The sequence below is a fragment of the Micromonospora sp. NPDC048170 genome (assembly GCF_040652795.1).
Taxonomy (GTDB): Bacteria; Actinomycetota; Actinomycetes; order Mycobacteriales; family Micromonosporaceae; genus Micromonospora.
This window is the reverse complement of the sequence record NZ_JBEZMR010000047.1, coordinates 14428-41191: the sequence shown is the minus strand read 5'-3', so window position 1 is coordinate 41191 and position 26764 is coordinate 14428. Positions and strand designations below refer to the sequence as shown.

General features: G+C 71.5%; 33 protein-coding genes and 1 pseudogene. 5 read left to right on the top strand and 29 right to left on the bottom strand.

Features of this window, described 5'->3' with window-relative positions; all coding sequences use genetic code 11:
- Positions 1-146: 146 nt before the first annotated feature.
- The 28 genes and pseudogenes from AB0D32_RS31445 to AB0D32_RS31310 all read right to left on the bottom strand — a co-directional run bounded on the left by AB0D32_RS31445 (position 147) and on the right by AB0D32_RS31310 (position 22046).
- Positions 147-926 (bottom strand): hypothetical protein, encoded by a 780-nt coding sequence (locus tag AB0D32_RS31445; RefSeq protein ID WP_357098100.1) that lies wholly within the window; start codon positions 924-926, stop codon positions 147-149.
- Positions 927-1023: 97 nt separating this feature from the next.
- Positions 1024-2043: a DUF6225 family protein gene (locus AB0D32_RS31440; protein WP_357098097.1), complete on the bottom strand. Its 1020-nt coding sequence runs from the start codon at positions 2041-2043 to the stop codon at positions 1024-1026.
- A 234-nt stretch (positions 2044-2277) separates the two neighbouring features.
- A complete protein-coding gene (locus tag AB0D32_RS31435) occupies positions 2278-2883 on the bottom strand; it encodes a type II toxin-antitoxin system Phd/YefM family antitoxin (protein WP_357098094.1) in 606 nt (201 codons plus the stop codon).
- 120 nt (positions 2884-3003) lie between these two features.
- On the bottom strand, positions 3004-3330 hold the full coding sequence (locus tag AB0D32_RS31430) for a hypothetical protein (RefSeq protein WP_357098090.1): 327 nt from the start codon (positions 3328-3330) through the stop codon (positions 3004-3006).
- Positions 3331-3392: 62 nt separating this feature from the next.
- Complete coding sequence (locus AB0D32_RS31425; RefSeq protein ID WP_357098087.1) at positions 3393-3854, bottom strand: hypothetical protein; 462 nt, start codon at positions 3852-3854, stop codon at positions 3393-3395.
- 206 nt (positions 3855-4060) lie between these two features.
- A complete protein-coding gene (locus AB0D32_RS31420) occupies positions 4061-4327 on the bottom strand; it encodes a hypothetical protein (protein WP_357098084.1) in 267 nt (88 codons plus the stop codon).
- A gap of 64 nt (positions 4328-4391) precedes the next feature.
- The gene (locus tag AB0D32_RS31415) at positions 4392-4757 is read right to left on the bottom strand and encodes a hypothetical protein (protein WP_357098081.1); all 366 of its coding nucleotides are present in this window, start codon (positions 4755-4757) and stop codon (positions 4392-4394) included.
- Between the two features lie 314 nt (positions 4758-5071).
- Positions 5072-5740: pseudogene (locus tag AB0D32_RS31410) on the bottom strand (NUDIX domain-containing protein); the annotation flags it as partial.
- A 146-nt stretch (positions 5741-5886) separates the two neighbouring features.
- On the bottom strand, positions 5887-6606 hold the full coding sequence (locus tag AB0D32_RS31405) for an AAA family ATPase (protein ID WP_357098078.1): 720 nt from the start codon (positions 6604-6606) through the stop codon (positions 5887-5889).
- The gene (locus AB0D32_RS31400) at positions 6603-6806 is read right to left on the bottom strand and encodes a hypothetical protein (protein WP_357098075.1); all 204 of its coding nucleotides are present in this window, start codon (positions 6804-6806) and stop codon (positions 6603-6605) included. The genes AB0D32_RS31405 and AB0D32_RS31400 overlap by 4 nt, the downstream gene beginning before the upstream one ends.
- Positions 6803-7813, bottom strand: coding sequence for a hypothetical protein (locus AB0D32_RS31395; protein WP_357098072.1), 1011 nt, complete (start codon positions 7811-7813; stop codon positions 6803-6805). Before AB0D32_RS31395 ends, AB0D32_RS31400 begins: the two co-directional genes overlap by 4 nt.
- Positions 7813-8298 (bottom strand): helix-turn-helix domain-containing protein, encoded by a 486-nt coding sequence (locus tag AB0D32_RS31390; RefSeq protein WP_357098069.1) that lies wholly within the window; start codon positions 8296-8298, stop codon positions 7813-7815. Before AB0D32_RS31390 ends, AB0D32_RS31395 begins: the two co-directional genes overlap by 1 nt.
- A gap of 141 nt (positions 8299-8439) precedes the next feature.
- Positions 8440-10056, bottom strand: coding sequence for a hypothetical protein (locus AB0D32_RS31385; RefSeq protein WP_357098066.1), 1617 nt, complete (start codon positions 10054-10056; stop codon positions 8440-8442).
- A gap of 466 nt (positions 10057-10522) precedes the next feature.
- Entirely contained in the window at positions 10523-10672 is a 150-nt protein-coding gene (locus AB0D32_RS31380) for a hypothetical protein (protein WP_357098063.1), read from the bottom strand.
- A gap of 2 nt (positions 10673-10674) precedes the next feature.
- Positions 10675-11187: a Pycsar system effector family protein gene (locus tag AB0D32_RS31375; RefSeq protein WP_357098060.1), complete on the bottom strand. Its 513-nt coding sequence runs from the start codon at positions 11185-11187 to the stop codon at positions 10675-10677.
- Positions 11188-11272: 85 nt separating this feature from the next.
- Positions 11273-11710 carry a hypothetical protein gene (locus AB0D32_RS31370; protein ID WP_357098057.1) on the bottom strand — a complete coding sequence of 146 codons (438 nt, stop codon included), beginning with the start codon at positions 11708-11710 and terminating at the stop codon, positions 11273-11275.
- A gap of 61 nt (positions 11711-11771) precedes the next feature.
- The gene (locus tag AB0D32_RS31365; protein WP_357098054.1) at positions 11772-12431 is read right to left on the bottom strand and encodes a hypothetical protein; all 660 of its coding nucleotides are present in this window, start codon (positions 12429-12431) and stop codon (positions 11772-11774) included.
- 38 nt (positions 12432-12469) lie between these two features.
- A complete protein-coding gene (locus AB0D32_RS31360) occupies positions 12470-12808 on the bottom strand; it encodes a hypothetical protein (protein WP_357098051.1) in 339 nt (112 codons plus the stop codon).
- Positions 12808-13455: a hypothetical protein gene (locus AB0D32_RS31355; RefSeq protein ID WP_357098048.1), complete on the bottom strand. Its 648-nt coding sequence runs from the start codon at positions 13453-13455 to the stop codon at positions 12808-12810. Before AB0D32_RS31355 ends, AB0D32_RS31360 begins: the two co-directional genes overlap by 1 nt.
- Positions 13456-13573: 118 nt before the next feature.
- Complete coding sequence (locus AB0D32_RS31350) at positions 13574-15787, bottom strand: hypothetical protein (protein WP_357098045.1); 2214 nt, start codon at positions 15785-15787, stop codon at positions 13574-13576.
- A 99-nt stretch (positions 15788-15886) separates the two neighbouring features.
- The gene (locus AB0D32_RS31345) at positions 15887-17470 is read right to left on the bottom strand and encodes a hypothetical protein (RefSeq protein WP_357098042.1); all 1584 of its coding nucleotides are present in this window, start codon (positions 17468-17470) and stop codon (positions 15887-15889) included.
- Between the two features lie 88 nt (positions 17471-17558).
- The gene (locus tag AB0D32_RS31340) at positions 17559-18884 is read right to left on the bottom strand and encodes a hypothetical protein (RefSeq protein ID WP_357098039.1); all 1326 of its coding nucleotides are present in this window, start codon (positions 18882-18884) and stop codon (positions 17559-17561) included.
- The gene (locus AB0D32_RS31335; RefSeq protein WP_357098036.1) at positions 18881-19258 is read right to left on the bottom strand and encodes an RRQRL motif-containing zinc-binding protein; all 378 of its coding nucleotides are present in this window, start codon (positions 19256-19258) and stop codon (positions 18881-18883) included. The genes AB0D32_RS31340 and AB0D32_RS31335 overlap by 4 nt, the downstream gene beginning before the upstream one ends.
- Positions 19255-19746, bottom strand: a complete 492-nt coding sequence (locus AB0D32_RS31330) for a hypothetical protein (protein WP_357098033.1) — start codon at positions 19744-19746, stop codon at positions 19255-19257. Before AB0D32_RS31330 ends, AB0D32_RS31335 begins: the two co-directional genes overlap by 4 nt.
- A complete protein-coding gene (locus AB0D32_RS31325; protein ID WP_357098030.1) occupies positions 19746-20234 on the bottom strand; it encodes a hypothetical protein in 489 nt (162 codons plus the stop codon). The genes AB0D32_RS31330 and AB0D32_RS31325 overlap by 1 nt, the downstream gene beginning before the upstream one ends.
- Positions 20231-20911, bottom strand: a complete 681-nt coding sequence (locus AB0D32_RS31320; RefSeq protein WP_357098027.1) for a GGDEF domain-containing protein — start codon at positions 20909-20911, stop codon at positions 20231-20233. Before AB0D32_RS31320 ends, AB0D32_RS31325 begins: the two co-directional genes overlap by 4 nt.
- A complete protein-coding gene (locus AB0D32_RS31315) occupies positions 20908-21489 on the bottom strand; it encodes a histone-like nucleoid-structuring protein Lsr2 (RefSeq protein WP_357098024.1) in 582 nt (193 codons plus the stop codon). Before AB0D32_RS31315 ends, AB0D32_RS31320 begins: the two co-directional genes overlap by 4 nt.
- Positions 21486-22046 (bottom strand): sigma-70 family RNA polymerase sigma factor, encoded by a 561-nt coding sequence (locus tag AB0D32_RS31310; RefSeq protein ID WP_357098021.1) that lies wholly within the window; start codon positions 22044-22046, stop codon positions 21486-21488. The genes AB0D32_RS31315 and AB0D32_RS31310 overlap by 4 nt, the downstream gene beginning before the upstream one ends.
- 262 nt (positions 22047-22308) lie before the next feature.
- Here AB0D32_RS31310 and AB0D32_RS31305 point away from each other — a divergent pair, with 262 nt between their 5' ends.
- The 3 genes from AB0D32_RS31305 to AB0D32_RS31295 are packed head-to-tail and all read left to right on the top strand — an operon-like array spanning position 22309 to position 24694.
- Positions 22309-23079, top strand: coding sequence for a GntR family transcriptional regulator (locus AB0D32_RS31305; RefSeq protein WP_357098018.1), 771 nt, complete (start codon positions 22309-22311; stop codon positions 23077-23079).
- 8 nt (positions 23080-23087) lie between these two features.
- Positions 23088-23885, top strand: a complete 798-nt coding sequence (locus tag AB0D32_RS31300) for a protein phosphatase 2C domain-containing protein (RefSeq protein ID WP_357098014.1) — start codon at positions 23088-23090, stop codon at positions 23883-23885.
- Positions 23882-24694, top strand: a complete 813-nt coding sequence (locus AB0D32_RS31295; RefSeq protein WP_357098011.1) for a hypothetical protein — start codon at positions 23882-23884, stop codon at positions 24692-24694. The genes AB0D32_RS31300 and AB0D32_RS31295 overlap by 4 nt, the downstream gene beginning before the upstream one ends.
- A 181-nt stretch (positions 24695-24875) precedes the next feature.
- On the opposite strand, the gene AB0D32_RS31290 is transcribed toward AB0D32_RS31295, so the two are convergent.
- The gene (locus tag AB0D32_RS31290; protein WP_357098008.1) at positions 24876-24998 is read right to left on the bottom strand and encodes a hypothetical protein; all 123 of its coding nucleotides are present in this window, start codon (positions 24996-24998) and stop codon (positions 24876-24878) included.
- 66 nt (positions 24999-25064) lie between these two features.
- On the opposite strand from AB0D32_RS31290, the gene AB0D32_RS31285 reads away from it, so the two are divergent.
- Together AB0D32_RS31285 and AB0D32_RS31280 are read left to right on the top strand one after the other, a co-directional pair.
- Entirely contained in the window at positions 25065-25958 is an 894-nt protein-coding gene (locus AB0D32_RS31285) for a ParA family protein (RefSeq protein ID WP_357098005.1), read from the top strand.
- 3 nt (positions 25959-25961) lie between these two features.
- On the top strand, positions 25962-26645 hold the full coding sequence (locus AB0D32_RS31280) for a hypothetical protein (protein ID WP_357098002.1): 684 nt from the start codon (positions 25962-25964) through the stop codon (positions 26643-26645).
- Positions 26646-26764: the final 119 nt, after the last annotated feature.

The window sequence follows — 26764 nt, the reverse complement described above, 5'->3', positions numbered from 1 at the left end:
GCGGATCTGGGCCACGGCGGCCAGGGTGTGCTCCCGGCTGGGCTGGTCGTGCGGGTGCAGGTGCGCGATGAGGTCGGCGGCGGGCATGGTCTTGATGTCGGCCATGGTGCTCCTTCGTGCGGAGTGGGGGCGGGGGCGGGTAGACGTCACGCCGACGTCTGGCCGGCGGCGGCCTGGTCGACGCGCTCGGCGTAGGTGCGGCCGGCGGCGCGGATCGCGGCGGCCGGCTCCGCGCCGGCCGTCCACTGCGGCGGGGTGCCGGTCTGCGGCAGCGGGGTGTGCACGCGGGCGTACTCGTCCAGGGCGTCGTCCAGGGCGTTCCACTGCGGCTGGTCGGTGCGGTGGCCGGGGTGGTCGTAGTCGGTGCGGACCAGCTCGGCGCCGGTGGTGAGGCCGTGCCGGGTGAGCCAGGACCGGGCGATGTCGAGATACGCCGCGGCGTAGGCGTCGCGGTCCTGCTGGTAGAGGTCCTCGATGGCCGTCTCGCGGGCGGCGGCGGCCTCGTACTGCTCATCGGTGAGGTTGTCGGCGTTGGCGGCCGCGATGGCCGCGTCGAGGTCGGCCTCGTGCAGGGCGCCGATCCCGAAGTCGTCGAACAGCCCGTCGACGTCCAGGCGCACCTGGTACGGCTCGGTGCGCCAGGCCAGGAGCCGGTCCTCCTCGGCGGTGCCGTTGATGAGTTGGCGCACCAGGTCGGCCTCCCACGAGCCAGGCCGGCCGGCGAGCAGCGTCTCGACGCTGCCGAGGTTCGCCGCTACCGAGGTCAGCACGTGGGCGGCGATTTCGGCGAAGTCGACCGGTTCGGTCGTCTCGGCTGGGGTGCCGGCGCCACGGACCCGGGTCTGCCGCGCGAGGGAGGTCAGCGCCTCTATCGCCTGCCCGACCAGGGTGTCGTCCGCGCCGGCGGCGGGATGGGTGTGGTCCATGAAGGTCTCCTCTGCTGTGGGGCTCAGAGTTCTGTGATCTGTCGTCGGGTAGTCGGTCTCTTAGCGGGCGGTTGGCGGCCCTCCGGAGGCCGTTGTTTCAGCTCTCGTCGTCCCAGGTGTTCTCCCACCGGCTGTAGATGCCTGTCGGAAATTCGAGTTCGAGGCCGAACCAGTCGGCGGTGACCCACTCGCCTTCGGTCTCCTCGCGGAGGTTGGGCGGTGACCATTCGGCGCCCATCGCGGCGTCGTAGACGATCTGCGTGGAGCCGTCTCCGGCCCCGCCCGGCTGTTCGGCGACCCAGACCACGATGGGCATCTCCCCGGGCAGGTCCTGGAGGGTGGCCAGCACCGTGCCGACGGTGAGCCCTTCGGCCTGGTGCTCGAACGCCTCCTCGCTGTTGTCGCCTCTGTAGTAGGTGCCGCTGGGCTGGTCCAGTTCCAGCACCAGCGTCGAATGTGCCCGCCGTGTCTCGGGATCGCGTGGTGCTGCCTCGGTGCTCACGTACGCCGCGGTGACGACCTGCAGGTCGTCGACGACGTCGCCGCCCGGCCTCTCCGCTGGGCTGGCCATCAGCGGCGCGTCGGCCGGCACCGGCTCCAACGCCAGACGCAGGTCGCCCACCCGCCAGGCCGCCACGGTCAGCTCGAAGTCGATCTGCCGCTCCCAGCGGGAGATCTTCCACCGGCCCACCTCCCGCTTGGTCGGAGCGTCCGCTGCCGGCCTGCCGTGACGGCGGGCGGCGGCGGCGACGTCGGCCAGGCCGGGCCAGCGGCGCTTGGCTCCCTGCCGGGTCATCCCCGCAGCCGCCCCTAGCTCGACGTACGAGGCGCCGCTCTCCGCCGCTGTCTGCGCGGCACCCGCGCTGATCTGGCCCAGCCACGCCAGCAGGTATTCACTGATGGCCACCTCGGCGAGCGCGGTCTCCTTCGGCCGGCGCCGCCGGGCCTCCCTGAGTAGGTCACTGATGGACACCTCGGCCATCGTCGTCTTCTCCGGCCGTTGCGCCTGGGCCTTCGCCAGCCAGTCCGGCGAGCCCACGCCGAGCGCGTGCAGCACGGCCCGGTCGATGAGGTCACCGGCTCGCTCGTTCATCTGCCGCCGCTGCTCGTCGGTCAAGGGCAAACCGACGCGGGCCAACCCGCCTTTGACAACACCTGTTTCCATGACGCTCACCTAACCGGGCGACAACAAGTGTTGTCAAGGCTGCGACAACGGGTGTTGTCGCAGGATGGGCACCGACCCGGGCAACGCTACGGGTCGGGTCTGACGTTTTCGTGCCTCGATAAGATCAGTTATGGAGGCATCGGCCGATGGCCGTGAGCCGGGGCCTGATTCTGCGGAATGCGCCGATCAGAACGGCGGGCTGTCGGCGAGTTCCACGGCCGGCGGCGGGGCCAGTCGCAGCAGGGCCTCGCCGAGGGTGTCGCCGACGCCGACCGCGACGACGGTGTCGCGGTTGTCGTAGGCGTTGGCGGCGTAGAACCAGTCCTCCGGCTCCTCCAGGACGTTCCCGTCAGGGTCCAGGCGGCCGGGCTGGCCGGGGTCGAAGATGAGTTCGATGCGGTGGCCGTCGCGCAGCAGCGTTTCGGCGGGCAACCGGTCGGCCGGCTCGGGTCGGTCGACGAGGGCGCTCGGGTGAATCAGTGCGGCGACCGGCCGGCGGTGGCGGGTGAGCACCTGCACGCGGGTGCCAAGGCTGTGCACCTCGCCGACGAGGTGACCGAGCTTGGCGCGGGCGTCGGACACCGGCCAGGTCGGCAGGTTGGGGGAGATCTCGGCGACCTCGCTCATCGGCACCAGGGCGGCCCACTGGTACCGGTCCCGGGTGATCAGCGTGATGGTGCCGGCCTCGGCGGCGGTGACCAGTTCGGACCAGCGGGCCCGGGCGTCCTCAACGTCGACCGGATCGCCGTGCCGCTCGACGAGTGGTCGCAACCCGAAGGGTGTGTTGTCCATCCTCAAAGCGTAAGGCACCTTGCAGATAATTTGCAAGGTGTCTTACGTATTCGGTTGCGTGGAGTTGCCCTTGGTCCGGACCGGCTCGTCGACGTCGCCAGCGGCGGGGGTCGGGTTCGGTCAGCCTCTGCGGTGCAGGGCCTCGGTAACGGTGTCGATGCCGTGGCGGTCGATCATCTGCTGCAAGGTCTGCGCGGGAGTGGGTCGGCCCCGGTTGTCGGCGCGGTCGGCTCCCTGCCCGTGCATTCCCAAGGCGAAGCGGACGGTCTGCTCGTCCGCGCCGTTGTGCAGGGCCTTGGAGATCTCGGCGGTCTGCTGCTGTTGGAGGCGGGCGGCCTCCTTGCTGAGTTTGGTGCGGCGGGGGTCCCTGGGGCCCATGCCGGCCAGTTCGGTCTCGACGCGGTTGAGGTCCCGGCCGGTGCCGAGTGCCCTGTTGATCCAACCCATGTGTCTGCCTCCTCGGGGGATGGTCGGGGGTGCCCTGGGCGCCGTCGTCGGCGTCTAGGTGCTCACCGGGTGTCGTCGGGGCCCTGGGCCGTTTCCGTCGTGTCGGGGCTCGCACGCCACGCCTGGCCGCGCCGGCCGGCGTGCCAGGCCCGGATCGTGGCGGAGTCCCACACCGGGGTCCGGCTGATGTGCCGAACGGGCGCGGGGGCCTGGCCCCGGGAGACGTACCCGGACCAGGTCTTCGCGTTCACCGGCCGGTTCTGCTCCGCCAGGTACGCCAACACCTGCTCGGTGGTCCACTCGGCGTTGTCCGCGTGGTCCGCGTCGATGAGGTCCAGCGCGTCCAGCACGGCGCGGATCGCGGCGAGCCGGTCCGCGTCGCTCATGCCCGCGCTGGCGCAGCTCGACGCCGGTCGGGCGATCCCGGTGATGTAGCCGAGCGCGATCCAGCGCTCCACGCCGGGCGAGCTGCCCGGCATCGCCAGGGTCTTGCGCATGTCGGCGGCGATCTGCTCCACCTGCATGTCGTGTCCTCTCCGGGTCTCCAGCCGCTCTGGCGACCTCCGCGCGCCACCGAACCAAGGGGTCGGCCCGGTAGCGGCGGGGGCGGTCAGAACCGCCGACTGTTGAAGAACAGGGGGCCGATGCCGAACACGAGGGCGACCGGAATGCCGATCGCGAGAATGACCGCGAGCACGGTGTCCATGGCCTTACTCCTTCTCTGGTGAGGTCAGTGCTGGGTGAGTGCGCGGGAGTCGGCCAGCGTGCCGTCGATGACCTCCGTGGAGGTCGGGCGCCACGTGCCGGCCGGGTAGTAGGTGGCCGTCGACTCGCTGACGAGCGCCGGAGAGCAGTTCCCGCGCGAGATCCGCTCGATGTTGGTCAGGTTGTGGTGGTCGGCGAACGCCTGCGCGTCTGTCGCGGACTCGAAGAGGGCCAGGATCCGGTAGTCCTCGTACTCGCCCGCTCCGACCTCGTACGCCTGCCGTGCGCCCACGTTCTCCTCCTCCGGTCGAGTGCTCCACCCTCCACACATCACCTTACAGTTTCACACTGCAAGGTCACAAGGGGTGGTGAACGGCCTCGTCGACGGCGCGCAGCAGGTCGCTGGCGAGCAGCTGGTAGCCGCGCCACTCGCCGACGTACTCGGTGCTGCGGATGCAGTAGTCGGCCCCCTCGTGGTGGGCCAGCCACGCGGCGGCGGCGAGCACGAGGGTGTTGTTGGCGGCGAGCTCCACCGGCGCGCTGCCGACGCGGGTGTCGATCCACCAGTGGTCGGAGATGCTGACGTGCCGCACGCCGTGGGCGATCCCGGTGTCCCGAATCTCGTCGATGTCGTCGGGCTCGGCGGCGTCCGGATCGCCGAGGGGGCATCCGGTGAGGGCGCAGACGTCCCAGCCATCGAGCGGCCCAGCGGTGGTGCTCACTGCTGGAACCAGCGGGTCACCGGGATGGCGCCCGCGGCGTCCGGTACGGCCGGTTGCAGGCACCACTGCTGCGGGTCCGTGCCGTCGCCGGTGTTGACGACCCACTGGTGGCGAATCTGCGCGGTCGGGTCGGTTGGGTCCGCCGGTTCCAGGGCCTCGCCCCACACCTCGCGGGCGTAGCGGCGCAGCGCGGTGAGCATTCGGGTCGGGTCGTGGTGGCCCTGGGCGATGATGTCGCCGTCCTCGCCGATGTCGGCCAGGGCGATGCCGTCGATCTCGGCCACCATGTCCAGGGTCGGCCAGGCCGGGCCGCCGAGCAGGTCGGTGAGCATCTGCTGGTGAGCCGGGAAGACGATGCCGCCGGTGGTGGTGGCCAGGTGTCGGGCCAGGCCGGTGTAGCTGTCGGCGCGGATCCACGCGGCGCGGGCGGCGTCGTCGCCGGCGATGAGCACCGGCAGGTGGCCGGGCTCGTAGACGCCGAGGTCGATCGTGGTGAGGTGGGTGACCATCCACGCCTCGTCGGAGCAGCGGGGGTCGGGCACGTAGCGGGCCGGCAGCGTCCGCACCCACACGTCGGTGACATCGACGACCAGGCCGGTCTCCTCGGCCAGTTCCCGCCCGGCCGCCTGCGCCGGGGTCTCGCCGGCGTCGATGTGGCCGCCGGGCAGCGCCCAGCCGTACCTGTCGCGGCGCTCGATCATGACGATCCAGCGGCCGCCGGTGGTGTCGGTGGCGGTCACCGCGGCGTCGGCGCACCGCGTCTCGCCCCAGTGCCCGAGCCGGTTGCGGCCGTAGCGGATGCCGGTGGACTCGCCCGGGTTGACCGGGCGGCCGTAGCGGACCGTGAACGGGATCGCGGCGGTGGCCTGCCGGGCGGGCCAGTCGATGCGGGTCGGGTCGGTCTGGGCCTCGGCCCAGCCCTCGGCGACGCCCCGCAGGTACACGTCGGGGTGGGTGTAGGTACGGGCGGTGTCAGTGGTCATGATGGTGCTGCCTCTCGGGTGTCGGGGTTGCTGTCGGCGGTTTCGTATCCGGAGGTAGTGGTCGGGGTCGTGTGGCTGCACGACCCCGACCGCGCGAGGTGGTGTCGGACGGCGGCGGGTGCCGCCGCCCGGGCCGGTGTGGCCGGTCACCGCTCGTCGGCGTGGGTGTGCTCCCACTCGCGTACGAGGTCGCGGCCGTCCGGGCGGACGACGGCGGTGACGTGGACGTCGACGTCGGATCGGGCGTGGTCGGCGGCCAGGCGGTCGGCCTCGTCGAGGCTGTCCACGGTGTGCGCCACGGTCAGCGTCGCGGTACCGGCGGTGTCGGTGGCGGCGCAGTAGGTCTGGTAGTGGATCTCGGTGCCCACGGGCGATCCCGGCAGTGGTGAGCCGATCTCGGTGACCTGGGCGAAGCCCTCGGTGTGCAGGGTGGCCAGGGCGTTGAGGGTGTCGGCGTGCTGGCGGGTGACGACGGCGGCCGGCACGGCGCGTCCCCACTGGCGGCCCGGAGCGGGGCCGGGTCGGGCGGCCTGCCGGGCCAGACACGCCTCCAGGGCGGTGGTGAACACCACGGCGGTCGCGGGCACCTGGTGCTCGGCGGCGATACCCAGCAGCCACGCCCGGTCGGCGACGCTGGTGCTGGTGGCGTCGACGACGGTGGTCAGCCGGCGGGCCAGCCGGGTGTGCAGGATCGCGGTGAGCAGGACGATGGCGTCGGCGGTGGCCGCCTGGTCGCACTCGTCGTCGGACACCACCGCGCGCAGCCAGTCGAGGCTGTAGACCTGCTGCGGCTGGTAGTGGGCGGCCGCGAAGGTGGACTTGCCGGAGCCGGAGGGACCGAGAAGCACCGCCAGCGTGGCGCTCATGCCTGGGCCTCGCGGTGTAGGAGGGCTTCGACCTGCTCGGTGGTGAGTCCGTAGAGCTGGTCGCCGCCGGTGATGTCGACGCTCCAGCGCAGCGGGCGGCGGTCGACGTCGACGCGGACCTGCCGACCGTCGGGCAGTTGGTAGAGCCACCACCCGGTCACGGACCCGTCGATGAGCAGGTCCTCCAGGTCGGCGCTCACCGCTCGCCACCCGACCGGTCGGCGAGGGCCTGGTCGACGGGGTGGCGCAGCACGACGGTCCACAGCAGGTTGTGCAGCGCCTGTGCCTGCGACTCGGTGATGGCGTACTGCTCGATCAGCCCGGCCACGTCCGGCAGGTTGCCGGTGGCCTGCGCCTGGCGGCCGGCGTGCATCAGGATGTCGGCCGGTTCCATGCCGTGAGTGGTCGGAGCGTCAGTTTCGGCCGGGGCGGCCGGGGCCGTCTCGCGGCCGACGGCCACGGTCTGGACCTGCTCGGCGCGGTAGGTGTGGCGGCCGGTGGTGCTGTGCACGGTGGCGGTGCGGTGGTAGTCGCGGGTGATCAGCATCTCCAGCGAGTGCGCGTCGTCGTCGGTGAGCCCGTGCAGCACGTCCACGCGGCCGTTCGTCAGGGCCACGCGGACGGTGTACCGCGCCGCGGGAAGCTGCGGGCCGCCCTCGGCCGTCCAGCGCCCGACGGTGGAGTGACCGGGCAGGACGCCGGCCGCGACTGCCGTCTCCCGGCGCGGGTCGGGTGCCGCCGGGCTGCCGGGCAGGTTGGTCGGGACGGTGATCCACCGCATGCCACCGGCGGCCGGGTCGTAGCGGACCGTCCACTGCCGCAGCCGCGCCATCCCGGCGAGCAGCTGCATCTTGGTGAGCAGCTGGTCCAGGTCGCGGGTGAGCGCGGCTCCCGGCGCCCACCGTTGCAGGTCGATCAGCAGGCCGTCGTGCATGTGGACGCTAGACACGAGGTGCGGCACGACCTGGTGGCCGAGGGCGGCGGCGACGCCGGCCGTCCGGGAGATGGTCTCGGCCTCGGACCGGCTGTAGCCGGCCCCGTAGCCGATGTCCGGCCGGTGCAGTCGGGTGAGCCGGTCGTGTTCACGCAGCGCCTGCACCAGGCGGCCAGTCTCGGTGGGAGTCAGCGGCACCGCGAGGATGTCGTCAGACCCGACGCCGGCGGCCGGGCCGGCCGGGTGCGTGCGGAAGCGGTCCAGGAGTCCCATCAGCGGTCCCTCCGCAGGTGCGTGGTACGGGTGGCGTAGTCGAGGGCGGCGGCGAGGTTGGCCAGGGTGCCGGCGACGTCGACGGCCCCCTTGTAGGCGTGGCTGGCGGCGCTGCGGGGCGCCACGTGCTCACCGCTGGGGGCCTGTCCGGGCAGGTCGTGCCCACGCAGTCGGGCCACCTGCGACGCCAGCGCGGTGGCGAGGTGGTGCAGCGTCCACGTCTGCGCGGCGACGGTGCGGGCCGGCACCGGGGCGGAGCGCCGCTCGTCGAGCCACGAGTGGACGGTGGGCTGGGTGACGCCGAGCTGCGCGGCGATGGCGCGCTCGGACAGGCCGGCCGCCGACGCGGCCAACGCCGCGGTGCGCGCTTCCTCGTCGACGTCGCTGATCGCCCGGCGCAACGGCGCCAGGGCCTCTCGCTGCGCGCTGGCCGCCTGCAACCGCTGCACGGCGGCGGCCACCACGTCAGCAGGACTGTTCGACATCCGATCTCTCCTTTCGTCGAACCAACTAGCGATAGGAAGACTATCGTTGATTTCTAGAAACCGATAGGGGGCTTGTCGGTTTTTTCGGGTCGGGGTCGGTGAGGTCCTGGTGGCGGCGGCCGCCACACGGTCTGGAGCGGCCTAGGACGTCACGGTGCCGCCGTCGAGGTCGCGGGAGATCTCGTCGTAGCGGCGGGCCTCAGCCAGCTTGGTGCGGCGGCGGCGTTCGGCGAGTTCGTCGACCAGGGCGCGGGCGGCGCGGCCGCCGTCGCTGGCGGTGGCGTCGACGCGGTGCTGCTCGCGCTGGTGCCATTGGCTGGACTGGTGGTGGATGCGGGCGATGAGGTCGGCGCGGGCGGACTCGGCGAGCGCGGCCGCGATCTGCGCGGGCGGCTCGTCGGGCACGGCCTTGGCCAGCAGCCACGCCATGTACGAGGCCGGGGCCTTCGCGGTGGTGAGCATGGCCTTGTGGCTCTCGGTCAACCGCAGCTCCGCTTCGGCGACCAGGTCGTCGATGGTCCAACGGCCGAGCTTGCGAGCGTGCAGAACGCCCGCGATCGGCAGAATGTCGTTCGGACCCCGGGTGAACCCGAACCGGTCGTCAGCGACCACCTCACGGGCCAGACGCACCACTCCTGGAGCCAGACGGCCCCGCGAGGCACGTGAACCCCTCCTTGTTGGTGAGAGGCGCAACGCGCCGCCTTTCTGCTCCTTCTCTACCGCGACCGGCGACGCGCCGTCCGTCACGTTGTCCACAGTGGGCGGCAAGGAGAAAGACCCACGACGGACAGGAACACACGTGAGTACCTGGTGGGTAATTGAGGGGGGGACAGTTCTGTTTTTTGCGGGCTGACCAGGGCGGTTATCCACAACCGGGTCCGCAGGGTTGTCCACAGCCCGGGTGCGGCGGGCGGGGGCGGCCAGGTCGTCCAGGAGGGCGGCGGCCTGCTCGATGTAGGGCCAGATCTGCTCGTCGGTGATCTCGCGGGTCCAGTCGGGGATGAGTAGCCGCCACTCGGCGCGGTTGGTCCAGCGGGCGCGTTGGTCGGCGGTGGCGTCGGGGTCGGCCTGGACGTCGACGCGCTGCTGTTTGGTGAGCAGCTGGCCGGCGGCGTTGCCCTCGGTGAGGCCACGGGCCCGCAGGAGGGCCAGGTGGCGGGTGACGGTCTTCTCACACCGCCCGGTGAGGCCTGCGGTGACCTGCCGGCCGGGGCGGCTACGGCGGCCGGAGCCCCAGTCGGCCGACGACGCCAGGATCGCGGCGATGGCGGCGATGTTGGAACGGGCGTCGGCGCGGGACGCGCCGGGCGGCCGGTGGGTGTCGAGGTCGTAGAGCACCAGGGCGAGCCACCCGATCGGCCGGTACGCCTTGCGGGCGGACAGGGCCTGCACCACCAACAGCGAGGCGTGCTCCTCCAGACGCTGCGGCGACAACCGCCGCTTGGAGCCGGTGTCCTTCGGCGCCTTACGCACCGGCGAGCAGGACAGGAACATCCGCCGCCAGGCGTGCCGGCCACCAGCGGGCCGACGACCCGGCCGCCTCGCCGGGGGCGTGGCGCGGCCGCCCGTAGTTTCCGGACCAAGAACACCGCTAACGGAGGCGGTGGACGGCGTCGGGTGGGCCAGGTGCACCATGCACCGGTCCCGGCCCGCCATGGTGAGCACCGCCCGGCCGGCGGCGGCGCACACCGGGCAGTGCCCGGCCGCCGCGATCTGCTCAGCCGACAGAGCGTGATAGGTGGTTGCGCTAAGCGTCATCGTCCACCGCCGGTGGTCGATGCGTTGAGGTGAGGGCCAGGCGCGGGCAGGCGTCGCCACGACACGCGGTAACCGTGTCGGAGACAACAATGCACCCAGCCCGGAGGCGGAGTGCTATGGTGTGCTCCGAGCTTGTTGGGAGCCTCAAACCCTCTGCGCGGCCAAACGAAGAGGGGTTTGGGGCTCTGTTTTTTTATGGAGTTAGGGGTTGAGCGCTGGCGCTCCCTCACAAGGCTGAAGATCAGGCTGGGGTGGTAACCCGTGGATCTTACGGCGACTCCCACGCGTGACGGAGCCCCAACACGCGCCGAAACCAGGGATCCCCAGGGATCCTGTGTGGATCCCATGGAAAAATCGGTACATACCTGCACGAGTCCGGCGCAAAAATATTCGCAAAAAATGCGACCAAGGTCGTACGAATAGGCGGCCCGGTAAATGGGACCGCCTATTCGGGCGCGAAGAATGGTCACGCGCGGTGGATGGTGTCGCAGTAAAGGGCACCGCCGGTGCCGTCGTGGGCGTAGAGCTCGCCGTAGCGGTCGGTGGGGCCGTCGACGTCGTCGAGCAGCTGCCGCGTCTGGCGGCACGCGTCGTCGAGGCGGTAGTCGCTGGTCATGGTCACCACTGGCCGATCGCCGCGGCGGCGGTGATGGCGGCGCCGGCGTAGCCGGCCAGCAGCAGCGGCACCGCCCGCCGGATCGCCCGGTACTTGGCGCGGGTGGTGCGGGACAGCCAGCACAGTTCGCGGGCTCGGGCGAGGGCGAGCAGCTCGTCGACGTCGGCGACGTCGGCGCTGTGGTGGGTCATGACCTCGTACGGGTCAGCGTCGGCGTAGGCGAGCGGGCCGTGGTCGCCGTCGAGTCGGGGGCGGCAGGCCAGCATCAGCAGCACCAGCGCGGCGCCGACCGGGAGGGCGGTGACCGCCGCGGTGGTGAGGGCGAGCGGGTCGAGTCGGTCGCCGGCGGCGGCGAGCGCGGCCAGGACGGCGCCGAGCAGCACTCCGGCGACCTGGAGGTAGCCGTTGGCTTTCGGGTCGACGCGGGCCAGCTCGGCGCGCACGCCGGCGATGGCGGTGTCCAGGGCGGCGACCGCGCGGCCGTGCGGGATGGTCGAGGTGGGATCAGGCACCATGGGGGTGCTCCTCTGGCTCGATGCGGGCTTGGTGGGGTGGCGGGCGGCCCCGGCTTTGGAAGGCAGGGGGGCCGCCCGCGCGGCGTTATCGGCTGGTCGGGTCGTAGGTGGGGGAGTCGGGGCGCGGGTACGTCTCGGGTCGGCAGGAGTCGTCGGAGCCGCACCAGTTCCAGTCGGTGAGGCCGGGACGCAGCGGGGTGGTCCGCTCGTCGGCGACGATCTGCTCGGCGGGTTCGGTCCAGTCGATGCCGGTGCCGATCGCCGTGGCGGCGGCCTGGTCGACGTGGCGGGCGCACAGCTTCTGGGCGAGGGCCTTGCCGCTGGGCAGGTGGGTGAGGCTGTAGCGGCCGTCGAGGCGCTGTCCGTCGTCGTCGAGGGTGACGTTGACGGCCAGGCCGGGCGCGACCGGCCAGCCGGTCACGACCCGCTCGACGAGGCGAGGGGCCTCGGCGTCGTTGTCGCTCACGTACAGCCGCACCGCGGTGGTCGTCGGCGCGGCGGCGGGGGTGGTCGTGATGGTCATGAGTCCTCCTAAGCGAGTGCTATCGACGGGCGGGCCAGAAAGGGTTCGGTCAGGGGTCAGGTCAGGTGGCGTCGCGGGTGCGGGGCGTGCGGCGGGTGTCGAGCAGGTCGTCGACCGCCGCGGCGAGGGCGCTGCCGGCGATGGGGCCGGCGTAGGCGAGCAGGGACAGGGTCAGCCACACCACGGCGGTCAGGCCGGCGGCGGCCGGGCCGGTGCCGGCGGGTGCGCCGGCGTAGACGGCCACGCCGGTCAGGGCGCCGATCGCGGCCCAGCCGATACGGCCGTAGGTAGAGCCGGTCAGGGCGGCGGTGTAGAGGACGCAGACGGCGACGAGCCAGGCGGTCCAGGCGTCGCGGCCGGTGGCGGGCAGGCCGGTGGTGTGCGTGTCGAGGTAGGCGCGCACCGGGTCGGAGATCGAGCGGGTGATCGGCCCGCCGGTGATCCAGGTCCCGAGGGTGGGGACGGCCTCGCCGGCGGCGGTGACGGCGCCGCCGAGTGCGGTGAGCAGGCCGGCGATGACGACCCACAGCAGCCACAGCAGTCCACCGGCGACGGTCAGGGCGATCAGCGCGGCCACGACGATCAGCCACCACTCGCGCAGGGCCCCCACGGCGCGGGAGGTGCGGGCGGTGCGCCACCAGGCCGCCAACCGCTGACGGGCCGGGACGGGGGTGGTGGTGTCGTCGAGCGGGGGCAGCTGGTCGGTGTCGGGGGTGTGCACGCGGTGTCTCCTTCGGTTCGGTCGAGCGGGTGGGTGGGTCAGCGGCGGGCGGCGAGCATGGCGACCAGCCACGCGCCGGCGGTGCCGGCGATGGCGGTGAGCGCCTGGGCCCATCCGCCGGGGGCGGCGATGCCCATCAGCACGGCGGCGACGGCGGCGGCGTGCAGGACGTAGAGGGCGGTGCGGGAGCGGCGGCGGGCGAGCACGCCCTGGCCCACGGCGGCCAGCGAGCTGGCGGCCCAGCCCGCCCACAGCGCCCAGCCCCACAGGCCGTGGGCGCCGGCCCAGGCGGTGGTGGCGGGCAGCAGCAGCGCGTGCACGGCGACGACGGCGGCCAGGGCGAGCAGCAGCCAGCCGGTGTAGACGGCGGCGTGCATCAGGCGGCGGCGGTCGGCGAGGACGGTCCCGACGGTCGTGACGCGGTTGGCGGGCGGCCAGCGGTCGCAGCAGCGGACGCCGGGGTCGTGCTGATGGCGGTGGACGGGCTGGTTGCCGGGAGCTGCGGACTGGCGCATGACGTCTCCTGGGTGTGGATGGCGAGCGGGCGGACAGGGGTGATCGCGCGGGCGTGGCTGGCCACGACGGCGTCGTACTCATCGAGGGCGGTGTGCATGTCCGTCTCGGCGGCCGCGAGTTCGCGGGCGTCGCGAACGCGTTCGGCGGCGGTCAGCGCCAGCGCGGCCGCCGCGACGCTCAGCAGCGTCCCGCCGAAGATCGGCGGGCCGCCGGCGTCGGCGGCGAGGTGCCCGGCGGTGGCCACGCCGCCGAGCAGACCGCTCACACCGGCGACGGCCGGCCACCGGCGGCGGCCGGTGTGGGCGCGGTGGCGGCGGCGGCCGGCGGCGTGGATGGCCTCCTCGGCGGCGCGCATCCTCACCGGGTCGAGCTGCCACGCCATCAGCTCGACCGACAGCGCGTCGATGCGCTGCTGGTGGGTCAGCGCGTAGAGGGTGTCCGGCGGCTGGACGTCGCGCTGGCGCGTCAGGCGGCGGATCTCGGACTCCAGTTCGGCGACCCGGGACATGGTGTCTCCTATACGGACGGTGACCTAACAGGCGGGCTCATAACAGGCGTGGAGGAGGGGGGTTGGCCCCTGCATAGGGGCCCCTCGCCGGGGGGAGGGGCCCCACGGTTATGAGGAGTTATGCGTTACTGGCCGTGACGGTGGTGGTGGCGGCCTCGGGCGGCAGGTACTGCCCCGTCACCGCCCGCCCGTCCGGGTGCGTCGGCCGCACGAGGCGCCCCTGCTGGCCCAACTGGGTCAGCGCGTTGGACACCAACTGCGGGGTCGCGGTGTCGTCGCCGCCCTCCATCAGCACGGCGAGGATGTCCTTCGGCGTGGCCGGCGTGCTGTTGGTGCGCCAGATCAGGCGCACCGCCGCCTCGACCCGGTCGGCCCGGGTCCGGTAGCCGGCCAGGGGCGTCGGCTCCACCGGCTCGGCGGCCGGGGCCTCGCTGGCGGCCGGCGCGGGGGCGGGCATGGGCCGGCCGCCGAGCTTGCTGAAGATGCTGGCCACGGCGGAGGCCATCGCCTGCTCGCCGTCGCGCTCCGGCGCGCTGGGCTGCGGCTTCTTGCTGCGGGCGCGGGCGCTGCGCAGGTCGGCCAGGTAGTCGTCGGTGACGAGCTGGTGGCGGCCGGCGTAGATCGGGCCGGCGGCGGCCGCCGACCCAGCGTCCAGCTTCCGCTGGTGGAAGCGGCGATTCCACGAAATCTCGTCGTACTTGGGTCCGTCGTGCAGGACCGGCTTGCTGGGGTCCGAGGTCTGGACGTACTCGATCTTCGCGCGGACCGGGTCGCCGTCGCCGAGGCGGGCGTAGCACTCGCCGCGGTGGCGCAGCGGGGGCAGCTTGTAGTTGCCGGTGACCCGGCCGGCTTCCTGCTCGTCGCCGGACATGAGCACGATCTCGCGGCCGATGTTCGCGCTGGCGTCGCCGCCGGCGTCGCCGAACTGGTGGTGCACCCCGCGCTGGGTGGCCGCGACCAGGTAGATCCCGGCCGAGGCGACGGCCTTGGTGCACTCGGCGTACATGTCGCCGGCGGTGACCTCCGCCCCGTCGTACTTGACCTTGACCTTGGTGTTCAACGCGAACGACGCCTCGTCGATGTAGATGAGGATCTTCTGGAAACCGTGGCGGGCGCTGAACGGCTGGTCCTGGCGCCAGCGGGCGATCTCCATCGCGGCGATCAGCATCTGCAGCACGCCCTCGGCGTCGGCGCGGACCCAGTCCAGCGGCGGCCGAACGTCGGTGCCGAGGTAGGGCTCCAGCCACGGGCCGACCAGGTCGTAGAGCTTGCGGGTGCCGGCCACCCAGATCAGGGCGTCCTCGCAGCGGGTCACGTCCACCCACTCCCGGTGGATGTAGGCGGACTTACCGCCGGTGGTCGCGCCGAGAATCCAGGCGTGGCGGGCGACGTCGACGCCGATCGGCATGCCGTCCATGCCCCACAGCGCGTAGCAGGGGTCCGCGACCCGCCGCCAGATCGGCCGACCGGCGGCGTCGACCAGCTCGTCGACACCCTCGGTATAGGGGCGGATGCGCGCCATCACGTCCTCGGTGTTGGCCTGGATCGTGTAGACGCCGACCCGGTTCGGGTCTTCGCTGACGCTCACCCAGTCCGGGGCGATGTCGCGGCGGGTGATGTCGCGCAGGGCCAGGGCGATACGGCGGGCGTCGTGGTCATCCAGCCGCGGGGCCGTCTCGGTCTTCACCTTGCCGTTGACGATGCGACGTATCTCGATCGGCGCCCACGCCTCGATCCGCGCCCCGAACGGCGCCTCCGCCGGGCCCACCATCTGCGGGTTGGAAATGCGCAGCCACTCCAGGCCGGCGCGGCGCACCGCCAGGCGCAGCAGCCACGCCAGGTGCGGCTCACCCTCACGCGGGCCCGACAGGTCCTCGCTGGTCAGCGCGAGGGTGGCGTGGGCGGTGGCGGTCAACGCCGTCTGCGCCGGAGCGGCCGGCGGCGGCGCGTACCGCAGCAGGTACTCGTGCGCCCGCGCCATCACCCACGTGATGCCGCCCAACGCCGGCAGCAGCAGAGCCCACACCGGCCACATCTGCGGCACCGACACCGCCAGGGTCGACCAGGCGGCGTAGACGGTCACCCCCGCCACCAGCCAACCCACCACCCGGGACTTCGACGCCGAGCTGAGCCGGGCGAACATCGGGCTGATCTGCACCAACTTTCGCGCGCCGAACGCGGCCGCCGCCGCCAGCACCGCCGTGGCCAGCCCCGCCATCCACACCGGCGAGCCCGTGACCAGCCACACCGCCACCCACACCGCGCTGATGAACGGCGCGACCACGGCCCAGAACGTCTTCCACTCGATGCCTGCTGCTCGCCGCTTCGTCACGGACGCTGCTCCTTCGCTTGCTGTCTTGCCTGGTACTGCGGGTTCCGGAGGGGTGGGGGCCGCACCTGGTGCGGCGCGGCCCCCGCGCGGTCGAACAGGTCAGCCGATGGCGCGGGCCTGCGCCTCGTACTCCTCGGCCTGCTGCTCGTAGAAGCGGGCCGCGAGGATCTCCCGCGCCGCCTCCGCCTCCGCGTCCCGCGCCGCCACGGCGTGCCCGTGGGCCACGTTGGGGTCCTTGATCGTGCGAGACGCCTGCTTGTGGTTCTCGGCCGACTCCTGGTTGGCCCGGGCGTCACGCCGGTACTGGTCAGCGGCGTCGCGGCAGGCCCGCGCCCGCTCGGTCAGCGTCTGCGCCTTCTCGACCATCTCGGCGTAACGGTTCGCCACCCGCATCGCGTCCTGGTCGATGTCGGTCATGGTGCTCATCTCTGGTCCTCCAAGGTGGGAAACAGGGGTCTGGTGGTGGTGCGCGGTGCTGTGCAGCGACATCGGTTCAGGCCGGTCCACCCACTCGCTGCCAGCGGTAGGACCGGGGGTAAAGAAGGGATCGGTACGCGCCGTGCGGTGCGCCGATGCCGTCGGGCCGCTCGACGAGCTGCTCGACCGGCCACCCGGCACGGTGATGTCGTCCAGGTCGACGTCGATCACCGTCTCCGGCCGATGCCCACCCGGCGCCGGCCGCGACTGGCTCGACGTCGCCGGGTCGTCCTTGCTCGGCTTCTGCTCCTTCGCCGCCGAGGCCTTGTCGTCCTTGGTCTTGTCCTTGTCCTTCGCGCCGCGGGCCAGGCCGAGCAGGCCCAGCAGCGCCGTCCCACCCAGCGTCTTGGCGGCCTTGCGTCCCGCGTCGCTGGGCTTCTTCCCGCCGTCGCCGGTCGGCTTCGCGCCGTTGTTGGGGGTCTTCGCGCTGGCCGCAGGCTTGCCGCTCGGGGTCTTGGTGTCGCCAGGGGTCTTCTTGTCACGGCCGAACGGCCACCACCCGCCCCCGGACTTGTCGCTGGGCTTCTTCCTGCCGTCGCCGGTCGGCTTCCCGTCGCCCGGGGCCTTCGAGCTGCCCTTGGGGGTCTTCGGGCCACCCTTGGGGGTCTTGTTGCGGCTGAACGGCCACCAGCTGTCCCCGGACTTGTCGCCGGAGGACTTCGGGCTGCCCTTGGGGGTCTTCGAGCCCTTGGGGGTCTTCGCGGCGGGGGTCTTACCGCCCCCACCAGGGGTTTTGCCGCCGCCGGGGGTCTTGCCGGGGGTCTTGTTGCGGTTGAACGGCCACCAGCTGTCCTTGCCCCGGCCGTTGGGCGACTTGCCGGACCGGTCGCCCCGGCCGGCGCCGTCGCGGCCCGGGCGGTCCTTGCCGGTCTTGTTCCGGCGGGTGTACTTGCGCCAGGCCAGCCAGCCAGCGCCGGCCAGCACCGCGACCACGATCAGCCCGCCACCCAGCAGCAGCGCCATCAGCGGCGACACCATCCACATCGCCACCACCACGGCGGCGACGATCGACACCACCACCAGCGCCACCACCAGGCCCACCGACGCCGGCGACGTCTCCGCCAACTCCTGCGGGCTGGCCTTCTCCTCCTTCACCGGCTCCACCGGCTGCTGCTCAGTCAGCACCGACAGGTCCGGCGCCGGCAGCGTCGTCTCGGTCGCCTCACCCTCGATCGTCGGGGCCACCGTCATCGTCTCCGTCTGCATCACGTCTCTCCCGATCACACGTTTTGGCTGCTCAAGGCCCCGAGTTATGAGCTGTTATGAGGCCGTGGACAGGGGGTTGGGCTGTGCCCTACCGGGCCACCCGCAGCGGCACCTCGCCGGCGACCAACTCCGCGACCCGGTAGGCGCGGCCCTTGTCGCCGCGGCCGCCCATCACACGCTTGTAGATCGCGTAACCCGACGGCTGGGCCGTCAACTCGCCCCGACCGATCGCGGCCCGCACGTCGGCCAGCAACGTCCGGACGTCGTCCGGAAGGCCACCCTCCGACACCGTCGCGCCGCCATGTCCGGGCAGGTTGATGGCATCCGGACGGCCATCCACGCCCGGCATCCGCAGGTCCATCGAGGCCAGCCGCGGAGCCTCCTCCCACGGCGTCGCCTTGGTCGCGTAGTCGATGACCACACCGATCAGCCAGGCCGTGCCGGCCGCGCCGAGCGCACCCACCGAGTGCCCCAGCGCCCCACCCAACGCATCGGCCCACCCGGCGGCCGTGTGGTTCCAGCCACCGAGCAGGTTCAGCGCGATCGAGAAGCCCAGACCGAGAGCCTCGGCGAGTTTCGCCCGCCAGTCGGTGTCACCCCCGGACATGCGCAGCACCGCCCGCACCACGATCAGGCAGGCCACCACCGCGATCAGCAGCGGCTCGACAACCCACGCCGCCACCGCACCCGGCGAGCCGGGCTCCAGGCCCAACAGCCGCACCATGCCCGCCTGCACACCCGGGGTCGACCAGCCGGCAAACCCGATCAGGATCGGCAGCCCCACCCACAGGGCGCCCTTCTGAACCTTCGCCACCCGCAGCGCCCGCATCTCCGCGCTGCGCTGGATGTCCGCCCGGATCCGGGCCTGGGTGCCCTGCCGCGCCGCCCGCCGGTACAGCTCGGCCAGCTCGGCGGTCGCCTTCCCGTCGCGGATCCGCTCCCGCTGACGCCGCGCCGCCGCAGCCGCGTCACCACGCACGTCAGCCAACGCGATCTCGTGTTCGCTGGCCGCCGCACGCCGCGCCAACTCGTCCTCACGCCGCACATCAGCCAGGTCCCGCTCCCGCGACAACCGGTCGGCCAACTCGTCGACGTCGACCGGCGAGCGACGCCAGCCCCGCCCACCGGCGCGGCCCCCGTCCTCCTGGCCCTCGCGGTCGTCGTCCTCACGGTCCTCGTGGTCCTGGTCCTCGCGGTCGTCCTCGTGGTCCTGGTCCTCGCGGTCGGGGTCGCCGCTGACAACGTCGACCAGGTCGTCCAAGTCGTCCGGACGGCCCTCAACCTCGGCATCCACCACGGCGGCCGGCGCCGGCACGCTCACGTCCGGGCGGATCGGCACCACCACATCCGCCGGCACCAACAGGCCACCGCGACGCGTGTACCCGCCGACCGGGTGCATCACCATCGTGCTCATCGGGTCACTCCCATCGCCGGCTCGGCGCACTCCAGGCACTCCCCGAGGGAGCGCGGGATGTAGTAGGGCCGCACCACCTGGCAGGTCGGGCAGGTGCGGCGGGCGGTCAGTGCCTTGCCGATCGCGGCGAGCTGCGCCGGCGTGGCCGTGCGCTTCTTGGCCGCCTGGTCGACCTTGTAGAGGTAGGCCACGCGCTCGCCGCCCACCCCGCGCCAGAGGATCTGCGCCGCCGGCTCCTGGCCACCCGGACGCAGACCCTGCGCCCGCAGCTGCCGCACGGTGGCGTAGCCGGCCGGCGCACCCCGCCACCAGAAGGTGGGGATGCCGTAGCGGGTGCCCTCCGGGTCGTAGAACGCGGCACGAATCCGGCTCACCGCGACACCTCCCACTCGTAGGAGGCCGTCATGGCCAGCTCCCCGGCCAGCGTGAGCAGCATCGACGTCGCCGCCGAGATGCTCAGCCGCCCCAGGTCGTCGACGTCGGCCGGCGCCTGGTCGAACACCGCCGAGCGGGCCACCTTGATGCCCGCGACGATGTCGGTCAGCGGCAGCCCCGCCGGCCCGAACTGGCCGAACCAGGCGTCAAGGATCTGCACCGCCGTCGCGTAGGCCGCGCAGACGCCCTTGGCCCAGGCGTGCCCGGACGGGTCGCTGTGCTCGGTGCGGTCCGCCTCCCGCAGGGCCGTCTCGCCCCGCGCGGCCCACTCGGCGCGAACCTGCTCCGGCGAGAGCACCTCACGGCCGTTGAGGATCAGACGGCCGGTGTACGACACCACCGTGCCGCGCCGATCACTGCTGATGTTCGACCGGCCGGTCGCGCGGATGCTGACACCCGCCAGCGTCGGAATCCGAAGGGTCGGCATCAGCTTTCACCACCAACCGCGCGGCGGACCCGGACCTGCGCGAGCAGTTCCAGACCGAGAGGGTCGAGGTCGGCCTCGTCGACGTTGCTGGCCAGGCCGTAACGGCGCTCATCGAGCCACCGCCCCAGCCGGACGCCACCGACCACCGCGCCGACCAGGCCGACCGCGACAGCCGGAGAGTAGAGCAGGGCCTGCGGCACCTGCTCGGCGTGCTCGGTCAGCAGCCGGCCCGCGACCACCGCGATCGGGGCCGCGACCGCCGCACCGGCAGCGACCTTCGGCATCCGCGCCGACGTCGGCCGGTCAGCGAGCCGGCGGGACTCACGCTCGTCGCTGATCGCCTGGCGCAGCTCGTCGGCGACCGCACCCGGCAGCGCCGCGACCGACGCCGCCCGGTGCTCCAGCTCGACGTCCGACGCATTACGCAGGCTGGTCCGGTAGTTGGCCAGCGCGTCGGCCAGGTCCAGCGCCTTGGTCGGGGCCGTCATGCCGCCACCCCCAGCGCGTTCGTCAGGGCGGCCATCTCCCGCAGCCGCAGCAACGGACGCTGTTCCACCTCCGGCAGCGCGGACAGGGAGTTGTGCTCGACCAAGCCGTCACCACCGCGCAGCTTGGCCTCGTACGCGGCGGCGTCAGCCGCCGCCATCACCCGGCCCCGGTCCTCGTTGGCCGCCGCGTGAATCGCGCCGACGCTGGCCGTCACCGACACGGTGATGCCGTCGACAACCTCGATGGGCTCGCGCAGGGCGCTGATGACCCCCGCAGCCAGGTAGTGCGCCAGCGGCACCGACGACGGCGACACGAGCACGAACTCGTCACCGCCGATGCGGGCCACCACGGCGTCCTCGACGTCCTCCAGCGACGCCTGTAGCCGGCGGGCGATCTCCACCAGCAGCCGATCACCAGCGGCATGGCCCCAGGTGTCGTTGACCGGCTTGAACTTGTCCAGGTCCACCAGGGCCAAGTCGTAGGACTCGCCGTCCAGGTCGTCGAGCGTGGCCGACAGGCCCGCCCGGTTCGCCAGGCCGGTCAGCGGGTCCGTAGTCGCGGCCCGGCGGGCCTGCGCCAGCCGGGACCGCTGGGCGCGGGCCACCTGCGCGGCCCACACGTGCCCCGCCAGCGACAACGCGGCGACGGCCGGGACCAACATCTTCAACGCCCTCACTGGTCCACCTCCGACGCGGTCGCGGCGGCGTACGCCTCGCGGATCTCGCGCGAGATCCGGCCCCGGTTCTGGACGTCGTAGCCGTTGGCCACGGCCCACTGGCGCATCGCCGCCCGCTCGTCGGCGCCCTCACGGCGGTTGCGCTTCGGCGATGCCGCAGGCTCGCGGCGGCCGGTCGCCCGCAGTTCCTGGCGCACCTCGGCGAGCTGGCTCGCCAGCTTCTCGGCGGCCTCGGCCAGTTCGCGGCGCCGCTTCTCGGCGGCCTCGCGCTCCTGGCGCGTCGTCTCCTCCGCCTCGACCCGCTCGGTCAGCTCCTGCACCAGGCGGCCGATCCGCTCGGCGAGGTGGCGGGTCCGCGCGGCGCTGCTGTCGGCGGCGAGGCGCAGCACGTCCTCCACGCCCCGAGGGGTCGCCGGCGTGGCCGAGGTGTTCTCCGAGGCGGCCGGGGCCTGCGCGGTGGAGGTCTTGGTAACTCGGATGCCCATCGGCATCTGCTGCGCGGGAGCCGGCTGTCCCTGAGCAGCCCGCACAGCGGCGGCCCGGGTGGCGCTGTTCAGCGGCGGGGTCATGGTGGTCATGCCGGCATCACCGCCGTCACCGGCAGCAGCCCGCGCAGCGCCTTCAGAGCCTTGTGCTGCATCGACTTGACCACCGCCGGGGTCTTGCCCAACGCCTGGGCGGTCTCCTCGATCGACAGCTCCCGCAGGTACCGCAGCGTGATGCACCGCCGGTGGTCCGGGTTGAGCTGCTCGATCCCGGCCAGGACCGTCTCGCGGGTCAGGGTCGCCATCGCGGCGGCCTCCGGGTTCGGGGCCTGCTCGACCGGGGCCGCGTCGCGCAGCTCCGCCACCGGCCGCTCGCGCCGCTGGTGCGACAGCATGTGGTTGGCGGTCAGGTTTCGGGCGATCGTGGTGACCCACGCGCCGAAGTCGCCGCCCGGCCGGCGGAACGCCGGCAGGTTACGCAGGGCCCGCAGCCACGTCTCCGAGGTCAGGTCCTCGGCCACCTGGCGGTCCATCACGCGCCGGTAGATGAACCGGAACACCTGATCGACGTACCGGTCGTAGACCAGACCGAACGCTTCCGCGTCACCGGACTGCGCCCGCGCCACCAGCACAGACACGTCGCCGGCCATCGATCGAGGTAGGGTCTGCTCCGGATTTCTCCGGGCAGCACGTACCCTCATTGCTGGCATCTGAGCCTCCTTGGGGTGTGATGCCGCAGCCTCGGCGGGGCCCAATCCCGCCGGGGCCTTTTCTCTTTGGTCACCACAGCGACCAAAGAAAGGTCCAAGGTCTGTATGCAGACCTATCAACGTGCGGACAACGTTAAGTCGCCGATCGGTCACCGGTCAAGCTTTTCTGTATGCAGACCTTCAGACGGTCTAGTCTGTGCCCATGAGTACGGGCCCCACAGACGCTCGACCGCTACAAGTCCGCGTCGCTGACGACATTCGGCTGAAGATCGAAACGGGCGTCCACAGCCCGGGAGACCGGTTGCCCACGCTTGATGAGCTGGCGGCAGACAACCTCGTCAGCCTTGCTGTGGCACGCAAAGCGATCGACCTGCTGAAGCAGCAAGGGCTGGTCATCACCGTTCAGGGCAAGGGCACCTTCGTCCGGGAACGCCCGTCTGCCCGTCGGCACGGCATCGACAGGTACGCCAAGAGTCGCTGGAGGTCAGGGCAGGCAATCCTGACTGCCGAGGCAACGGCTCAAGGACATACCGCTGGTCAGATGCTGCGTGAGCTTGCTGAGACGCCAGCACCCGCTGTGGTCGCCGAACGTTTCAAAATCCCGACGGGCACCCCGGTCTGGGTGAGACGGCGCACCACCCTCGTTGACGACAGGCCCAATCAGCTCGCCGACTCCTACTTCGAGCTCGGCGTGGTTAAGGGCACGCAGATCCAGGACGAAGACACCGGCCCCGGCGGCAGCTTCGCGCGGCTGGAGGACGCGGGCTACGAGCTGGACGAGATCGCAGAGGAGTGGGCGGTCCGCATGCCCACCGGCCCAGAGAGTGCTGCGCTGCGTCTGCCAGCGGGAACTCCGGTCGTGGACCTGACCCGCACCACCTACGACGTCACCGGCCGCCCTGTCGAAGTCATGCTCGCCGTCATCGCCGGCGATATGGTCGAGATGTCGTACCGGTTCAAGATTCCTGACTAAGGCGGCACGTGCACATCACCTACACGGCCGCCACTACAGCGGCGCCCGACAGCACCAACGAAGACCTCTTCGCCGTCGGCGATGGATGGGCCTTGGTCTTGGACGGCGCTGGCCGGTACCCCGGAGAGTCAGGCGGCTGCATCCACCCGGTCACGTGGGTCGTAGCCCGACTCGGTCTCCACCTCACCAGCTGTCTAAGCCAGCAGCCCAAGCAGCCACTTACCACGATCGTTCGGTCTGCCGTAGAGGCCACCATGGCTGATCATGGCTCAACCTGCGACCTTAGCGACCCGCTCTCCCCCGGAGCAGCGGGAGCGATCGTCCGGGTCCGTGAGGACCGAATCGACTGGCTGGTGGTCGGAGACTGCGCAGTAGTCATCGACCAAGGCCCCAAGGGGTGCACGAGCGTCATCGACGATCGGGTCGACCACCTGCACAATGCGCCGATCGTCGAGGGCCAGGTGCGCACCTACTCACCGGCCTACGTCGCCACCGTTCGCAACAAGCCGGGCGGTTTCTGGGTGTTGGCCTCGTCGCCTGATGTGGCTGAACATGCGCTGGTGGGCATGCTGCCTGGGAGCCCGGCGGCAACCCAAGTCCTGCTGTGCTCTGACGGCATCTCCCGTCTCACAGAGCGCTACGAGTGGAGCTGGAAAGACGTCCTGGCCCTACATGGCTCGGCTGGGCCCGAGTCGCTTATCCGTGCGGTACGAGAGGCTGAGCGAAGCGATCTGGAGCCGCAGCGCTGGCGGGGCAAGCGTCATGACGACGCGACTGTAGTCGTCATGCGGGTAACTGACGCATGATCATGGAATTGATCGCCGCAATCGAGCAGGGCAACGCCGCGAAGGACAACGAGGACTGGGTCCATGTCAGCCAGGACCTGGTGCTCGTGCTCGACGGCGCGACCGCGCGAACGGATACCGGGTGCGTCCACGGAGTTGCGTGGTTCGTCGGCGAGCTGGGCCGGGCGATCGTTGATCGGGCGAGCCAGTCGAGCCTCGCAGCCTCCGTTGCGGCCTCGATCCCGTACGTCGCGGGGTTGCATCCGGAGTGCGACCTGAGTCATCCGGGCACGCCGTCAGCTGCGGTTGGTGCGCTCCGGATCAGGGGTGACGTCGTCGAGCACCTCGTGCTGGGCGATGTTTCCGTGGCGCTGGATACCGGCGATCAGGTGCGAGTCATCACGGATGAGCGCGTGAGTCGGACGGCATCTGCTGAGCGAGCTGAGGCTGACCGGCACCCCATCGGGGCCCCGGCGAAGTCGGAGGCGCTGTTGCGCATGAAGCAGCAGGAGTTGGCGGCCCGCAATCGACCAGGTGGCTACTGGGTTGCCGAGACCAACCCAGCCGCCGTTGACCACGCCCTGACAGGCCAGACACACCTGGACCAACTGCGACGCTTCGCGGTGCTCTCGGACGGAGCAGCACGGGCAGTTGCCGCCTTCGGCCTGTACGACTGGGGCGGTGCCCTGGAGCTGATGCAGGCGGCTGGTGCCACTGAGCTGATCCGGCAGGTACGAGCTGCCGAGCGGAGCGACCCGCAGGGGATTCGATGGCCTCGCAACAAGTGCAGCGACGACGCGACGGCGGTGTTTGGGCTGATCAGCGGCTAGTGTCCGCGCTCTGCTGGACGCGCCGCATACGCGAGGCGGATGGTCCCCCACAGGTGTAGGAGACGGCGGAGCCGTATCGGATCGGATGCCGCCGCCGCGTAACGTCGATCGTGCCTGCACCTGCGAGCAACCAGCGCGGCCCCCAGCGTGACGCTGGGCGCCGCGCTGGTTTGTGAGGGAGTCAGACCGGCTCGTCGGTGGCGAGCAGCTCGGCGTGGAGCTGCCGCTGTACGGCCGGAACGGCGGCCGCGGTGGCCGCGATCAGCTCGGCCGCCGGTAACGCGTCGTGGTTTTCGGCACGCATGCTTGCCTGCTCTCCTGCCAGCGGAAATGCTGTCGTCCAACAACCAGGATGAAGGGTGGGTGCGAGGTGGACGTCTACGAGCTGCTGCGCGGCCTCAGCGATACCGAGGTCGAACTGCGGTGGAAGCCGACACGCGGCGGTCCCGTGATCCTCGCGATCTTCAGCGAGAAGGGCGGCGTCGGGAAGACCGGCCTCACCAATGGCCTCGCAGCAGTGGGTGCCAAGAACGGGCTGCGGGTGCTGGTCATCGACCTCGACCCGCGCGCCACCGCCACCAGCGAGCTGGGCGTGGAAAAGCCGGAGTACTCGATCAACGACCTGCTCTACATCGACGCGAGCGACCCGAATCCTGTTGATCCGCGCGGATTGGCTGCGGACGCCATCCTGCCCGCTGGCGAGGGCTGGCCGGACAACGTGCATGTGCTCGCTGCCGAACGCGCGCTCGGTAACCGGGAGTTCGACAACACCTCCGGCATGGAGCAGCGGCTACGGCTGTCGCTCGACGGGGTTGCCGAGAACTACGACCTGGTGCTGATCGATGTGCCGCCTCGGCCCGGCGGCAAGTTGATGACCGCGGCCGCGCTCACCGCCACGCACGCGCTTCTGCCGGCGACTCTCGATGAGGATGGCTACATCGGCGTCCACGACGGCCTGATCTCGCTGCGACGCGCCCGGATGAATCACGGGCTGGCGCCGCTGGTTGTCGTCGGCGTCCTTCGCAACATCGTGGACCGCCGCCGCAGCGGCCTCGCCGAGACCTTCGACGAGAAGCTCGCCCAGGAGTACCCGCCGCACTCACCTGACGGCCCGCGGCTCCTGGACACCGCCGTCCCGAAGTACGTCATCCGGCAGGAGTCCCGCAGTGCCCGCGTGCCGTTCACGGCGGCGGGCACCGCAGAAGCCACGCTGCTCGAACGCGCATACTGCCGGACCCTCAACTGCGTCGCGGAGGTGGCCTGACCCATGAGCAAACTGCTGGGACAAGCACGTGGGCGAGCCCTCCAGCGCGCCGGTGACGCGGAACGAGACCCCGCCGAAACCGCTGTCACCACCGCCAGCACGCCCACAAGCAGCAACGCCAGCCAATCAACCAGCAACAACGCAAGCGTTGAAGCTGGCATCAAAGATGGCAAGACAGAAAGCGAATCCGCCAGCCAGAAGGCAGGCGCACTAGACAGCATTTCCGCTAGCCAGAAGGCTAGCGATGACGCCAGCAATCACGATGGCAACAGCGCCAGCTTTACTGCTGTCTCTGATGCAAGGCGATCAGCAAGCAAGGCCGCCAGCGCGGGTGACAGCAGCACTGCAAGCAAGGTCGCCAGCGCGCGTGACAGCGGTACTGCAAGCAAGGCCGCCAGTGTGCGTGCCAGCGGCAGTGCAAGCAGCGCTCGCCCAGGAGCCGGCAGTGTCGCGAGCAGCAGGGCTAGCGAAGAAGCCAGCATTTCCGCCAGCAGAAAAGAGCGCCCCGGCCGTCGACGTGGGCGCCCTCGCGGCCCTGAGCGCGTAGCCCTGTCCGTACGGATCCAAAGCGAAGTAGACGACGCCTTGACTCATGCAGTGGATCAGAGCGGACTGGGACCGCAAGAGATCGTCGAAACCGCACTCACTGAATGGCTGAGCCGACACGGCTACATCCGAAAGAAGTAAGCGCGGGCGAGGTCACCCGGCCCGGAGCCGGGCCGGGTGACCTCGGACCAGCCGCCCTGGCCCGGGAAAGTCAAAACCCCGGCGGCATACCCGCAAGGGGTAGGGGCGACCGGGGTCTT